Source organism: Nocardia sp. BSTN01 (assembly GCF_015354405.1).
GTDB lineage: Bacteria > Actinomycetota > Actinomycetes > Mycobacteriales > Mycobacteriaceae > Nocardia.
The window spans coordinates 75,609-89,723 of the sequence record NZ_JADKYP010000003.1 but is presented as its reverse complement, the minus strand read 5'-3'; the positions used below and the strand labels follow the sequence as shown (position 1 = coordinate 89,723).

At 67.2% G+C, this 14,115-nt stretch carries 11 protein-coding genes; 10 read left to right on the top strand and 1 reads right to left on the bottom strand.

Translation table 11 applies throughout. The annotated features are described in order from the left end of the window. Window positions 1-199 precede the first annotated feature (199 nt). The 3 genes from lepA (at window position 200) to IRT45_RS03850 (ending at window position 6,484) form a co-directional block, all read left to right on the top strand. A complete protein-coding gene (gene lepA / locus IRT45_RS03860; protein WP_194804695.1) occupies window positions 200-2,041 on the top strand; it encodes a translation elongation factor 4 in 1,842 nt (613 codons plus the stop codon). A gap of 244 nt (window positions 2,042-2,285) precedes the next feature. Continuing rightward, a complete protein-coding gene (locus IRT45_RS03855) occupies window positions 2,286-4,703 on the top strand; it encodes a hypothetical protein (protein ID WP_194804493.1) in 2,418 nt (805 codons plus the stop codon). Next, window positions 4,700-6,484: a hypothetical protein gene (locus tag IRT45_RS03850; RefSeq protein WP_309240786.1), complete on the top strand. Its 1,785-nt coding sequence runs from the start codon at window positions 4,700-4,702 to the stop codon at window positions 6,482-6,484. Before IRT45_RS03855 ends, IRT45_RS03850 begins: the two co-directional genes overlap by 4 nt. 62 nt (window positions 6,485-6,546) lie before the next feature. On the opposite strand, the gene IRT45_RS03845 is transcribed toward IRT45_RS03850, so the two are convergent. After that, on the bottom strand, window positions 6,547-8,595 hold the full coding sequence (locus IRT45_RS03845; protein ID WP_194804492.1) for a glycoside hydrolase family 15 protein: 2,049 nt from the start codon (window positions 8,593-8,595) through the stop codon (window positions 6,547-6,549). A gap of 105 nt (window positions 8,596-8,700) precedes the next feature. On the opposite strand from IRT45_RS03845, the gene IRT45_RS03840 reads away from it, so the two are divergent. The 7 genes from IRT45_RS03840 to IRT45_RS03815 all read left to right on the top strand — a co-directional run bounded on the left by IRT45_RS03840 (window position 8,701) and on the right by IRT45_RS03815 (window position 13,716). Beyond that, complete coding sequence (locus tag IRT45_RS03840) at window positions 8,701-9,018, top strand: hypothetical protein (protein WP_194804719.1); 318 nt, start codon at window positions 8,701-8,703, stop codon at window positions 9,016-9,018. 114 nt (window positions 9,019-9,132) lie between these two features. Beyond that, the gene (locus IRT45_RS03835) at window positions 9,133-9,390 is read left to right on the top strand and encodes a hypothetical protein (RefSeq protein WP_051042185.1); all 258 of its coding nucleotides are present in this window, start codon (window positions 9,133-9,135) and stop codon (window positions 9,388-9,390) included. A gap of 236 nt (window positions 9,391-9,626) precedes the next feature. Next, window positions 9,627-9,719 (top strand): Ms4533A family Cys-rich leader peptide, encoded by a 93-nt coding sequence (locus IRT45_RS37950; RefSeq protein ID WP_310400397.1) that lies wholly within the window; start codon window positions 9,627-9,629, stop codon window positions 9,717-9,719. Between the two features lie 189 nt (window positions 9,720-9,908). After that, the gene (locus IRT45_RS03830) at window positions 9,909-10,967 is read left to right on the top strand and encodes a sulfate ABC transporter substrate-binding protein (protein WP_194804491.1); all 1,059 of its coding nucleotides are present in this window, start codon (window positions 9,909-9,911) and stop codon (window positions 10,965-10,967) included. Between the two features lie 189 nt (window positions 10,968-11,156). After that, window positions 11,157-11,918, top strand: coding sequence for a sulfate ABC transporter permease subunit CysT (cysT, locus tag IRT45_RS03825; protein ID WP_375540058.1), 762 nt, complete (start codon window positions 11,157-11,159; stop codon window positions 11,916-11,918). After that, complete coding sequence (cysW, locus tag IRT45_RS03820; protein WP_036499655.1) at window positions 11,915-12,724, top strand: sulfate ABC transporter permease subunit CysW; 810 nt, start codon at window positions 11,915-11,917, stop codon at window positions 12,722-12,724. The genes cysT and cysW overlap by 4 nt, the downstream gene beginning before the upstream one ends. Continuing rightward, window positions 12,721-13,716: a sulfate/molybdate ABC transporter ATP-binding protein gene (locus tag IRT45_RS03815; RefSeq protein ID WP_194804490.1), complete on the top strand. Its 996-nt coding sequence runs from the start codon at window positions 12,721-12,723 to the stop codon at window positions 13,714-13,716. The genes cysW and IRT45_RS03815 overlap by 4 nt, the downstream gene beginning before the upstream one ends. Window positions 13,717-14,115 lie beyond the last annotated feature (399 nt).

The following is a 14,115-nucleotide window of genomic DNA, read 5'->3' as shown; positions in this document are numbered from 1 at the left end:
CGCTCGGCTCATCCGGTGTCGGATTCGCTTGTGCCGGGCGGTGAATCGGGTGTGCCGCCGCTCACACCGAGGCCGTCGGCCCCGGGAACTGCGTCGTTGCCGCCGATGCCGGCCCGCCGGTGCGTGCACGACCACCGGGTATGCGCACGTAGACTGCCGCATGGCGACTTATCGACTTGTTCACGGGTAGGAGTGTCCCATCAGCACGTTTGCCGACACGACGTTCACCGATCCCTCGCGGATCCGGAACTTCTGCATCATCGCGCATATCGACCACGGCAAGTCCACGCTGGCCGACCGCATGCTGCAGTTGACCGGGGTGGTCGAGGAACGGCAGATGCGTGCGCAGTACCTGGACCGGATGGATATCGAGCGCGAGCGAGGTATCACCATCAAGGCCCAGAATGTGCGGCTGCCCTGGAATGTCGACGGCACGGACTACGTCCTGCACCTGATCGACACGCCTGGTCACGTCGACTTCACTTACGAGGTCTCGCGGGCGCTCGAGGCGTGTGAGGGTGCGATCCTGCTGGTGGACGCCGCCCAGGGCATCGAGGCGCAGACGCTGGCCAACCTGTATCTGGCACTGGACAAGGATCTCGAGGTCATCCCGGTGCTGAACAAGATCGACCTGCCGGCGGCCGATCCGGACCGTTACGCCGCCGAACTCGCCCATATCGTCGGCTGCGAGCCCGAGGACGTGCTGCGCGTATCCGGTAAGACCGGCGTCGGCGTGCCCGAACTGCTCAACAAGGTGATCGAGACGGTCCCGCCGCCGGTCGGCGAGGGTGATGCTCCGGCCCGCGCGCTGATCTTCGACTCGGTGTACGACACCTACCGCGGTGTCGTCACCTACGTGCGCGTGGTGGACGGCAGGCTCACCCCGCGCCAGAAGATCAAGATGATGTCCACCGGCGCCACCCACGAGCTGCTGGAGATCGGCATCGTCTCGCCCGAACCCAAGCCCACCCAGGGCCTCGGTGTGGGGGAGGTGGGTTATCTCATCACCGGTGTGAAGGACGTTCGTCAGTCGAAGGTCGGTGACACCGTCACCACCGCCCGCGAGGGCGCCACCGACGCGCTGACCGGCTATCGCGAGCCGCGTCCGATGGTCTACTCCGGCCTCTATCCGGTCGACGGTTCCGACTATCCGGATCTTCGTGACGCGCTGGACAAATTGCAGCTCAACGATGCCGCGCTCACCTACGTCCCGGAGACCTCGGTCGCGCTGGGCTTCGGTTTCCGCTGTGGCTTCCTCGGACTGCTGCACATGGAGATCACCCGGGAGCGGTTGCAGCGCGAATTCAACCTCGACCTGATCTCGACCGCGCCCAACGTGATCTATCGCGTGATCATGGAGGACGGCACCGAACAGGTCGTCACCAACCCGTCGTTCTGGCCCGAGGGCAAGGTGCGCCAGATCTTCGAACCGGTGACCAAGTGCACGATCATCGCGCCGAGCGAGTTCGTCGGCACCATCATGGAGCTGTGCCAGTCGCGCCGCGGTGAACTGCTCGGCATGGACTATCTGTCCGAGACCCGGGTCGAGATGCGGTACACGCTGCCGATGGCGGAGATCATCTTCGATTTCTTCGATTCGCTGAAGTCGCGCACACGCGGCTACGCCTCGCTGGATTACGAGGAGGCGGGCGAGCAGGAGGCCGCGCTGGTCAAGGTCGACATCCTGTTGCAGGGCGAGGCTGTCGACGCGTTCTCGGCCATCGTGCACAAGGACGCGGCCCAGGCCTACGGCCACAAGATGACCACCAAACTGCGCGAACTCATTCCGCGGCAGCAGTTCGAGGTGCCGATCCAGGCGGCCATCGGCTCGAAGGTCATCGCGCGCGAGAACATCCGCGCGATCCGCAAGGATGTGCTGGCCAAGTGCTACGGCGGCGACATCTCGCGCAAGCGCAAGCTGCTCGAGAAGCAGAAGGAGGGTAAGAAGCGGATGAAGACCATCGGCCGGGTCGATGTTCCGCAGGAGGCCTTCGTGGCCGCGCTCTCCACCGATTCGTCGTCGGACAAGCCGAAGAGGTAGTCTTCAAGGTTCCGTGAGATCAGTTGGACCGTTGACCGAGTCGGTGGCCGGTTGATCTTGGGGCTTTCCGGAGACGGCCTCCGGTGGCAAGCTCTGAAGATGCCGCTGTGACCCGTCATCTGTCCACCTGAAAGAAACCTGAAGGATGTGACAGTCAAGTTTTCCGGAAATAAGGTGTAAAAAGACCCGGATTCGGTAACACCCCGTTCGGTTTCGCCAGCCGAACGCTGAGAGCGGAGTTTGTATGACGCGTGAGCTGCCCTTCGACGATGATGCGGACGCGGGCGATCATGCGAACGATGCCGCATATCGCGTGGCGACCGGTGTCGCGCGGGTGGCTCGGGCCGGTGCGTACGTCACCGGCGGTGCGCTGATCGCCTCCAACGGGTCGCCCGCGCCGGAGAACGAATCGCACAACAGCCACATCACCGGCTGGTCCACCGCCGATCCGCATCCCGATGTGCCGAGCCCGGTGGTGACCTATCCGGATCCGTCGCCGGACTCCGTCCCGCCGGATCTCGGGACTTTCACGCCGCACGCCCCCGCCGCACCGGCACCGGGACTCGCGCTGCCCGAACAACACGGCACGGATGCGTTTCCGGGCCTGCAGGTCCCCCAGGGCGATCAGTCGCCGCTGACGTTCGGTGAGTTCCCCGGGACGACCGGCGGCGAATCGCCCGACTCCTATTTCCCGTTCCCCGAATCGAACCACGGGTTCGGCGGCAACGGTGTCTTCGATTCACCGGAATTCGGTGGCGGGCAGGGATTTTCGATGCCCGGATTGCACACCTCGAATGCTCCGTTCGGCTTCGGCGCCGAGGATTCGGGTCCGGGGTCGAGTGCGGGCGGACTCGACCTGCCCGGTGCCGCCCGCACGACCGACGAGCAGCGCGACGACTCCGACCTGTCGGGTGCCGACCCGCATCCGACTACGCCGCTGCTCGGCCACGGCCTCGGACTGCCCGGCACCAACGGTCTGCACCTGCCGGGTATGAACGGTCTCGGCGCCGGTGGTTTCGGCTCCGACGGTTTCGGGGCCGACGATGGACTTCAGCACGGACACACCGGCGCCTTCGACGGAGTCGGGGACGGTGGTGGTCCGGGGATCTTCCTGGGCACCGAGATGAAGGTGGACGCCCACATCGGCTTCGACGGCATCTGGGTCACGACCGAGACGAAGGTCAACTTCGCCGTGGGGGACGTCGGCCATCAACTCGACGACTACGGCAACTGGCTGGGCAATAGCACGCACCAATTTCCCGGCTTCCCCACGCAACCCGACGCCACGGCTGCGGCAGGGCAGAGCGTCGGCCCGGTCGCCGATGTCACCCGCGCTGCGGGTACCTCCGCCGACGGCATGGCTGTCCCCGCACCCGGGGCGACCGCATCGGCCGCACAGTCGGGCGCGGCGCATCCTGCTTCCGCGGCGGGACCTGTCGGCGCCGCGACGAACGGACCCGGCGCGGCGGCATCCGGATCGCCGGCGTTCGCGCCGCAGCCCGGACCGATGGCGGCATCGGCCGCGCCCGGCCCGACGTCGTTCTCCACCGCTCAGGGGTCCGCGCCTGTGACGAATGTCGCGGCACCGCAACCGGTTTCGACCGCACCGGTCGTCGCGGCACCGGCTCCGGTCGCGCCCGCTGCGGCGTCGGCATTCGTCCAACCGGTCTCGGCGACGCCGCTGCAGACCACGATTCAGCCCGAGGCCGCCACCCACCCGATCGCGAATGTGATCACCACGCATGCGGGACCCTCCCCGCTGACCGCACCCGCGGTGGCCGTTCCGGCGCTCTTCGACGACCGGCCCCGCCATACCGATGCCGGACTGCCGAGCGGCGGTGCGAACGATCCGTCGGACGGCGCCGGGCGGAGCGCCACCCACACGCCGACCACCACGTCGCACGGCACCACCACGACCCACGACACCGATGCGACGAAGACGCCGGCCGTGCCGAGCACCTCGCACGCGCCGGGGACCACGCCCGGCGGTGAGCACACCACCACTCGTCCGGGTACGTCGACCGGCAGGGATTCGGCCGATCACGATGCCACCGACCGGCCCACGCCGACTGTGACGGTGCCCCGCGACACCGATTCCGGTCATCCCACCCGCACCCCCGGTACGACGCCGTCCGGTACCGACAGCGAATCCGGGCCGTCGACCTCCGCCGGCGCGGACGCGTCGACCCCGGGACATAGCGCGACGCATGCGCCGGACACCTCCTCGGGCACGGATACCTCCGCGTCCGGCAACGCCGACGATTCGACCGCACCGACGCACGGTTCCCAGCTGCCGACCCATGAACCGGATTCGGTTCCGACGCAACAGGTTCCGACGCAACAGTCGATGTCGCCGAGTCACGACCAGACCATTCCGACACATGAACCGACCGTGCCGACCGCGCAGCACACCGCACCTGTGGAGCCGCCGACCGTGATCAAACCACCGACCACCATCGATCCCGCGCCGAACGCGCACGTTCCGGTGAAACCGGTTGCGGCCGTGACGGATTCGTACGACACGTCGCTGTGGTCGGATTCCGGCCACGGCCTGGCGACCGTGTCCGCCGCCGGACTGTCCGGCGGTCTGCACGAGACCACCTTCGCCGAGACGCAGCACCCGGTGGACCATCCCGTCGATTTCCACGTGCTTCCGCTGTGACGGCGGTGGAGTCGCCGGGTGCCAAACATCCCGACGAGATGGCGCCGCTGCTCGCGCAGCTCGACGAACTGCTCGACCTGACCCGGGCCGCGGGGCGGGCCGACCTGACCGCACGACTGGGGATGTCCCGGGCTCGGGTGGCCGACCCGCGGGTGCGGCTGGTGGTCGTCGGCGAACCCAAGAACGGGATGAGCACGCTGGTCAACGGTCTGGTGGGCAGCGCGGTGAGCGCGACCGGCAGTCAGGTCAGCGTTCCGGTGATCGCCGAATACGGTCCGGAGGCGACGGCCACACTGGTGCGCTCGCTGCCCGGCGGCCGCACCGAACGCCAGCCCGTCGACCCGCTGAACCCCGGCCCGGCCCTGAGCGCGGCCGGCGTGATCCGGGCCGAGTTCACCGACCCGAGCCCGCTGCTGGCCGAGGGCTTCGTGGTGATGGACGCGCCCGGCGCCCCCGCCGACGCGCCGACCACCTGGTCGCTGATCGCGGCGGCCGACGCCGTGCTCTACGTCAGCGACGCGGCCGCCGAATACACCGCCGAGCAGATCGCCCTGCTGCAGCGGATTCGGCAGGTATGCCCGACCGTGGTGTGCGTGCTCAACAAGATCGATCGCTACGGCCATTGGGGCCGGGTGCAGCAGCGCAACCGCGATCTGCTCGACGCCGCCGGCCTGGGTTTCGCGGTCGCCCCGATCTCCGCCGACCTGCATCTGCGGGCCGGTAACGATCACCGCCGCGATATCGAATCCGGTGTGCCGCAACTGATCGACCATCTGCGCGGATACGTCCTCGCCCGCGCCGACGCGGTCGCGCGGGAAGCGGCGCTGCGCGATATCCGCACCATCACCGACCATCTGGGGCTGGCCTTGCGCAGTGAGGCCGAAACCCTGCGTGATCCGCGGCGCTACACCGCGATCACCGATCAATTGCGCACCGCGCGCGCCGAGGCCGCCGATCTGCGCCACCGCAGCGCCAACTGGCAGGTCACCCTCGCCGACGGCTGTTCGGAACTGATGGCCGATATCGAACACGATCTGCGGCACCGGTTGCGCAGTCTGGTCCGCCACGCCGAATCGGAGATCACCAAGCGTGATCCGGCCCGCAGCTGGGACGAATTCGGCGCCGATCTGGACTCTCGGATCTGTGAGGCGGTCGAGGAGAATTTCGTCGTCGCGCACTATCGCGCGGTGGAACTGGCTGAGCAGGTGACCGCGAAATTCCCCGCCGACTCGCGCGATGTGCCGCTGCCCGATCTGCGGCTCGAGGATCCGGGCGACGTGCTCGAACCCGTGGCCTCGCTGGAGCCGCTCGACACCGCCAAGGTGAGTTTCACCTCGTCGCTGCTGAACGTGATGCGCGGTTCCTACGGTGGTCTGCTCATGGTCGGTCTGCTCACCAGCTTGCTGAAAATGCCGCTGGTGAACTGGTATTCGGGCGCGGCCGCCGCCCTGCTGGGTATCAACGCGCTGTGGGAGGACCGCAAGCTGCGCCGGGATCGGCGCCAGTCCGAGGCCAAGGTGGCGGTCGCCCGTCTGATGGACGATGTGATCTTCCAGGTCGGCAAGGAATCGCGGCACCGGCTGCGCGCCATGCAGCGCATGCTGCGCGACCACTTCACCGATCTGGCGGACCAGACGCTGCGGTCGGTGGACGAATCGCTGCGCGCGGCCGAGGAGGCGGCGGCGATCAATTCGCCGGAGAGCCGCGAACGGCGTCTCACCGAAATCGAGCGGTCGATGGTGCGGTTGCGGGAGATCCGCGAAAACGCCGACGTGCCCTAGCGTCGGTGGTGCACTGGCTTGGTGGCGGGTGGTCCGGAGAAATCCGGACCACCCGCTCTCTGTCAGCCCGCGGGATGAGCCGGATGGAATTCGCCGGCGCCGGTGGAGTGTTCGGCCCGGATCACGTGCATCACCGCGTTGATCAACGCCAGGTGGGTGAACGCCTGCGGGAAATTGCCCAGATGCCGCCCGGTGTAGGGGTCGATCTCCTCGGCGTAGAGCTTGAGCGGGCTGGCATATCCGAGCAGTCGTTCCAGCAGATGCCGCGCCCGGCGTACCTCGCCGATCTCCACCAGCGCCGACACCAGCCAGAACGAGCAGATGGTGAATGTGCCCTCCGCGCCGGACAATCCGTCGTCGGTGGTGTCGGTGCGGTAGCGCAGCACCAGACCGTGCTGGGTCAGATCGGAGGCGATGGCCAGCACCGTGGCCCGCACCCGCGGGTCGGTGGGCGGCAGGAAACGCAGGAGGACGACCAGCAATAGCGAGGCGTCGAGGGTGTCGCCGCCGTAGATCTGGGTGAAGATGCCCTTGTCGTTCACGCCGTGGGTGAGGACATCGGCGTGGATCTCCGCGGCGAGTGCGGCCCATTTCTCGGCGTAGTCGGCCTCGCCGTGCAGTTCGGCGAGTTTCGCGCCGCGATCCAGCGCGACCCAGCACATCACCTTCGAGGAGGTGAAATGCTGCGGTTCGCCGCGCACCTCCCAGATCCCGCGGTCGGGTTTGCGCCAGTTCTCGATCGCCGCCTCGACCTGACGCTTCAGCATCGGCCACAACGTCTCCGGCACCTGCTGCCGCGATTTCACGTGCAGATACACCGAATCGAGAATGGTGCCCCAGATGTCGTGCTGCTGTTGCTGATACGCCCCATTGCCGATGCGGACCGGCCTGGCGCCGTCGTAACCGTGCAGATGTGGGATCTCGGACTCGTCCAGATCACGTTCGCCGCCGATGCCGTACATCACCTGAAGTGGTTGCGCTTCACCGTCTTTCGCGGCGGCCACATCGTGCAGGAAGGCGAAGAAGTCGTCGGCCTCCCGGTTCAGGCCCAGCGTGTAGAGGCCCCACAGCGCGAAGGTGGAGTCGCGCACCCAGCTGTAGCGGTAGTCCCAGTTGCGTTCGCCGCCGGGCGTTTCCGGAAGGGAGGTGGTGGCGGCGGCCATCAGGGCGCCGGTGGGGGAGTAGATCAGGCCCTTGAGTGTGAGCGCGCTGCGCTGCAGGTAGCCACGCCACGGATGATCCGGGAACTTGCCGAGAGTGATCCACTGCCGCCAGCATTCGGTGGTCTGCCACATCTTCTCCGCCGCCTCGGCGAAGGTGCGCGGAGCCGGCAGCGGCGACCAGGACAGCGCCACGAACAACTGATCGCCCTCGTGCATGCGGGTGCGGGCGCGCGCCTCGCGGCCCTCCAGGCCCAGCCGCATATCCGTGGTGAGAACCAGTTCCCCGCAGGGCAATTCGTCGTGCGAGCAGGTGGCGGTGGCGGTGGCGCGCTCATAGACCTCACCGGTGTATTCCCAGCTCGCGGGCGCCCGGTGATAGTCGAAGGCCGGTTCGCAGCTCATCTCCAGTTCGACCACGCCGCTGACACATTTCACGGTGCGCAGCAGGATGTGCTCGGCGTCCCAGTCCTCCGGCGTGCGGCGGTAGGTCCGGCTGCGCCGGTCGTTGTTGTGCCAGGGGCCCAGGACCAGCGCGTCGCGGACGATGACCCAGCCGGTGTCGGTCTGCCAGGTCGTCTCCACGATCATGCCGCCGGGCAGATAGCGCCGCGCCGCGGGCACGTTCACGCCGTAGGGACCGAGTCGGAAGTGCCCGGCGCTGCGATCGAGCATGGCGCCGAACACGCTGGGCGAATCCGGGCGCGGCAGGCACATCCATTCGACCGCGCCGTTGCGTGCGATGAGGCAGCAGGTTTCGCAATCGGAGAGGAAGGCGTAGTCGTCGATCGGCGGATACGACGACTTGTGCACGACACCCGCCGAGATGGGCAGGTAGTTCGCCCCTATCTCCGCGTCGGAGATATCGGCCAGGGCATCGCGCGGCGGAGACATGTCGTCGAGCGTCTCGATGAGAGGTTGTTCGGTGATCGGTTCGTCGTAGGACGCCATACAGCCATCATGGTGGATCCCGGTCGCGTTCGCCGGGACTGCCGGGGCTCGATATCGGCCGGTCGGCATGCCCCGCGGCCGGCGCACCCGTGACCTACTAGGCTGGTGGACGTGCATCATGTCGCGGGCTGGTGGGACGGCTTCGAGTTGTGGGTGGCCGGATTGCCGTTCATCCCGCAGTTCGCCGTGGTTCTGGTCGGGGCGGTGCCGGTCAGTTTCCTGATCGCCTGCCTGCTCGATCGTGGACTGCGGATCGTGCTGCGACTGCTCGGCCGGGACCGGTCGGCCGCCGAGACCGATCTCGCGGCCGCCGACGCCGCATCCGAGATCGAGCCCGATGGGGCGACCCTCGCACCACCCGAGCCGGCGCTGGCCGGCGCCTCCATGCACACTCCGGGTCCGATGTCGAAGGAAGCGATCTGATGCCACGCTCACGGGTCCAGTTGGCGTTGATCGCGCTGCTCGTGCTGATCGTCGTCGCCTGGTTGCTGACGCGATAATCCCCCGCTGTCGGAGGTTGCAGGTACTGTGCAGCCCATGCCAACCGATGAGGAATTCGTCGACCTCGAGCAGCTCCTGGAGATCGAGGACGGCCCCCGACTGATCGCGACCCACTACACCACCGCCGACGAGGCGATCGAGATGGTGCGCGCCGCGCAACTGCTCGGTCTGGGCGTGCGGCTGCAGAACCGGCTCCGCGCCGACGAGCCCGACGAGGACGGTGAGGATGTCGCCGTCGAGGAGTGGGTGCTCGACCTCTACGAGAGCCCGCCCGAGTCCGCCGACGAGGAATAGGCCGGCCCGATCGGCTCGTGCCGGACGTGCCCACCCCGGGGTTCGCGTGACTGTGGTCTTCACCACCGTCGGCGCGGACCCCGGATCTCGTTTGCGGGGCCGTCGGGTGACCGCCAGGAATCCGAAACATGAATACTTCCCGCTGGTCATCGGCGGGTTTCGCCGACTCGCCGGGCCGGGCCGATTTCCTCTTCGACCGATTCGCGCGGTTCCGGGCGCTCTGTTAGAGTCTGCCCGTGTCATCGAGCGTTGTTCCGCAGGTCCGCCATGAATTGGCGTTGATCGCGGTCGGCTGTCTCGTCGTCGCGGACATTCACTGTCGTCGATAGCTGATCGGACACGCTGCGCCTTCTCCAACGGACCGGCGCACATCTCTTCCGCAGCGTCTCCGCTTCCCGCGGCTCTGCCGCACGCGCCACTGTCCGGTATCCACCGGGGCAGGTCTACCGCTCAATCACAGTTACATCCGCCCCGGCAGCAGTGTGCGCCGGTGGCGGGCGGCAGGAAAGGTCGCTTCCATGTCTCGCAGATCGTCCAGCAGATCCTGGTTCTCGGTGCGCCGAGGGCGCATCGCCGTCGCGCTCACCGCGCTGGCGGCCGTGGGACTGACCGCCGCCTGCAGTGGTGGTTCGAGCGACACCGCGGGCGGCAACGCCAGCAGCGGTGGCGGGCAGTTGACGCTGTTCGCCTACTCGGTCGCCAAGCCGGGCTACGACAAGGTGATCGCAGAATTCAACAAGACCGAGGCCGGCAAGGGCGCGCAGATCCAGCAGTCCTACGGCGCCTCCGGTGACCAGTCCCGCAAGGTGAAGGACGGAGCACAGGCCGACGTCGTCAGCTTCTCGGTCGAGCCCGACATCACCCGGCTGGTGGATGCCGGACTGGTCGACTCGAACTGGAATGCCGACGCCAACAAGGGCGTGCCGTTCGGTTCGGTTGTCGTGATCGCGGTCCGCAAGGGCAACCCCAAGGGCATCCACGACTGGAACGACCTGCTCAAGCCCGGCGTCGAGGTGGTGACCCCGAACCCGTTCAGCTCCGGCTCGGCCAAGTGGAATCTGCTGGCGCCCTATGCCGCGGAGAGCGCCGGCGGCAAGAATCCGCAGGCGGGCCTGGACTACCTGGGCAAGCTGATCTCCAAGGACCACATCAAGGTGCAGCCGAAGTCCGGCCGGGAGGCGACCGAGACCTTCCTGCAGGGCACCGGTGACGTGCTGCTCAGCTACGAGAACGAGGCGATCTTCTCCGAGCGCAGCGGGGATCCGATCGAACACGTCATCCCGCCGACCACCTTCAAGATCGAGAATCCGGTGGCCGTGACGAAGAACGCCAAGAACCCGACCACGGCCGTCGCGTTCAAGGACTTCCTGTACTCGCAGGCCGGTCAGAAGGCCTGGGCGGAGGCCGGTTTCCGTCCCGTCGATCCGCAGGTCGCCGCGCAGTACAGCAAGGATTTCCCGGCGCCGCAGAAGCTGTGGACGATCGCCGATCTGGGCGGGTGGAAGCAGGTCGACAAGGATCTGTTCACCCCCAACACCGGCAGCGTCGCGGTGCTCTACGACAAAGCCACCAAGTAATCCGGTGGCCCGGAGCGCACGGAATACTGGATAACTGTGACTGACAGCAGTACGAAGGCCGATATCGGCAGTAGTACCGACGCCGGGACCCCTGGTCCCGGCGTTTCCGGGCAGCAGCAGCAGAAGCAGTCCGCCGGCCCGGCCTGGCGGTCGCGGCTCACCGGCTCGGCCGGCTCGCTCGGGCTCGCGATCACGGTGCTGTGGCTGAGCATCATCGTCTTGTTGCCGCTGGCCGCACTGACGATCCACTCCTTCGACGACGGATGGTCCGGCTTCTGGGACGCGGTCACCGCGCCCGCGGCGCTGGACGCGCTGCGGGTGACGGTCCTCGTGTCGGTGGTCGTCGCCGTGATCAACGTCGTCATGGGCACGGTGGTGGCGTGGGTGCTGGTGCGCGACGATTTCCCGGGCAAGAGCTTCGTCAACGCCCTGATCGATCTGCCGTTCGCGCTGCCGACGATCGTGGCGAGCATCGTGTTGCTGTCGCTCTACGGGCCGCAGAGCCCGGTCGGTATCCACCTGAACGCCACCCAGCCGGGACTGGTGGTGGCGCTGGCGTTCGTGACCTTGCCGTTCGTCGTGCGCTCGGTGCAGCCGGTGCTGATCGAGGCGGACAAGGAAGTGGAGCAGGCCGCGGCCTCGCTGGGCGCGAACAACCTGACCATCTTCCGGCGTGTGGTATTGCCGTCGCTCGCGCCGGCCATCATCTCCGGCGGTGGCCTCGCCTTCGCGCGCGCCATCGGTGAATACGGGTCGGTGGTGCTGATCGGCGGCAATATTCCGCGCCGCACCCAGGTGGCGTCGCAGTACATCCAGCAGCAGATCGAGGTGGACCGTCCGGTGAACGCGGCGGCGGTTTCGGTGGCGCTGCTGGCGATTTCCTTCGCCACCCTGCTGATCCTGCGCATCTTCTCCGAACGCACCGCCCGCAAGGAACAGGCCAGCCGATGAAACTGTCCGCCCCGTCCCGGATTTCGCTGCGCGTGATCGCGCTCGCGTATCTGATCGTGCTGCTGGTGGCTCCGCTGGTGATCATTCTCTGGCGCAGCTTCGAGCACGGAATCGGCGCCTTCCTCGATTCCATCACGACACCCGCCGCGATCTCGGCGTTCAATCTCTCGCTGTTGATCGTCGCGATCGTGGTGCCGCTCAACGTGGTCTTCGGAGTCATCACCGCCATCGCGCTGGTGCGCGGAAACTTCCGGGGGCGCACGCTGATTCAGGGTGTGGTCGATCTGCCGTTCGCGGTGTCGCCGGTGGTGGTCGGCGTATCGCTGATCATGCTGTGGGGTGTCGGCGGCTGGTTCGGCGGCCTCGACAGTTTCGGTTTCCGGGTGATCTTCGGCCTGCCCGGCATGGTGATCGCCACCCTCTTCGTCACGCTGCCCTTCGTGGTCAGCGAGGTCGTCCCGGTCCTGCACGAGATCGGCGACGATCAGGAACAAGCGGCGGCGACGCTCGGCGCCAACCGCTGGCAGACCTTCTGGCGCATCACCCTGCCGGCCATCCGGTGGGGCCTGACCTACGGCATCGTGCTCACCGTCGCTCGCGCTCTCGGCGAATTCGGCGCGGTGATCATGGTGTCGTCCGGACTGCCCGGCATTTCCCAGACCCTGACGCTGCTGGTGCACGGTCGCTACATCAACGACCACAACACCTTCGGCGCCTACTGCGCGGCGACCCTGCTCATGGCCATGGCGCTCGTCACGCTCATCCTGATGACCCTCCTCGAACGCAAGCGGGGCACTGCCAAATGATTACCGTCACCGACGCGAACAAGCGTTACGGTTCGTTCGCCGCCCTCGACAACGTCAGCCTGGACATCCCCTCCGGTGAACTGACCGCACTGCTGGGTCCCTCCGGTTCCGGGAAGTCGACGCTGCTGCGCTCGATCGCCGGCCTGGAATCGCTGGATTCGGGCATCGTGACCATCGCCGACCGCGACGTCACCCGGGTCTCGCCGCAGAAGCGCGATATCGGCTTCGTATTCCAGCACTACGCGGCGTTCAAACATATGACCGTGCGCGACAACGTGGCGTTCGGGTTGAAGATCCGCAAGCGGCCGAAGAACGAAATCCGCAAGCGCGTCGACGAACTGCTCGGCATCGTGGGCCTGGACGGTTTCCAGCATCGCTATCCGGCGCAGCTGTCGGGTGGTCAGCGGCAGCGGATGGCGCTGGCGCGGGCACTGGCCGTCGACCCGCAGGTGCTGCTGCTCGACGAACCGTTCGGCGCTCTGGACGCCAAGGTGCGCCATGATCTGCGCACGTGGTTGCGCCGCCTGCACGAGGAAGTGCACGTGACCACCGTGCTGGTCACCCACGATCAGGAGGAGGCGCTCGACGTCGCCGACCGGATCGCGGTGATGAACGCCGGTCGCATCGAACAGGTCGGAACGCCCGCGGACGTCTACGACCGTCCCGCCAACGAATTCGTCATGTCGTTCCTCGGTGCGGTGGCGAAACTGAACGGCCATCTGGTGCGCCCGCACGATATTCGCATCGGCCGTGATCCCGGTATGGCGCTGGCCGAACACGAAGGCACCGCGGAATCGGCGGGGGTCACCCGCGCGACCGTCGAGCGGGTCGTCCGCCTGGGTTTCGAGGTTCGCCTCGAACTGCGCAACGCGGCCACCGGCGATCTGTTCACCGCGCAGGTCACGCGCGGTGACGCGGAGGCGTTGCGGCTGGCGGAGGGGGAGACCGTCTTCGCCCGCGCCACCCGCATCCCGGAACTGCCGGCGGCCTGATCTCGCCCGCCGGCGGTGGTACGGACGCCGGCTGTTCTCGGCGACCGAATCCTTCGATCCGCCGGGCTCATTCATCGGTAGCGGTCCGGCTCGCTGTCGAGCGCACCCGCCGTCCTGGGTTCGTCCATGCGCATCGGTGTTCGTGCGGCGGTGGGGGAGTGAGTGTTTCGCCGGATGCGCCCACGGTTGCGGGAACGCCGGTATACGGTGTCCGAGGGTATTCGGACGTTTGCCGGCAAACCCGTACCGGTCGGTCGGTGTCGCGAAATGTCCACTGCGCGTATGAATTGCCTGATTTGTTACCGCAGGTGAAAGCGTATATCTGCGGGGTCCAGGGGTTCACCGCGAAGTGCGGCGGTTGAGCGGACAACTGATTGTCCGGTGCTTGGCAAGTTCTCA

What these genes read in the sequence shown, in the direction of transcription:
- IRT45_RS03845 (WP_194804492.1), bottom strand. Translation starts at nt 8,595, where the DNA reads ATGGCGTCCTACGACGAACCGATCACCGAACAACCTCTCATCGAGACG.
- cysW (WP_036499655.1), top strand. Translation starts at nt 11,915, where the DNA reads ATGAAACTGTCCGCCCCGTCCCGGATTTCGCTGCGCGTGATCGCGCTC.
- IRT45_RS03855 (WP_194804493.1), top strand. Translation starts at nt 2,286, where the DNA reads ATGACGCGTGAGCTGCCCTTCGACGATGATGCGGACGCGGGCGATCAT.
- IRT45_RS03815 (WP_194804490.1), top strand. Translation starts at nt 12,721, where the DNA reads ATGATTACCGTCACCGACGCGAACAAGCGTTACGGTTCGTTCGCCGCC.
- IRT45_RS03830 (WP_194804491.1), top strand. Translation starts at nt 9,909, where the DNA reads ATGTCTCGCAGATCGTCCAGCAGATCCTGGTTCTCGGTGCGCCGAGGG.
- IRT45_RS03835 (WP_051042185.1), top strand. Translation starts at nt 9,133, where the DNA reads ATGCCAACCGATGAGGAATTCGTCGACCTCGAGCAGCTCCTGGAGATC.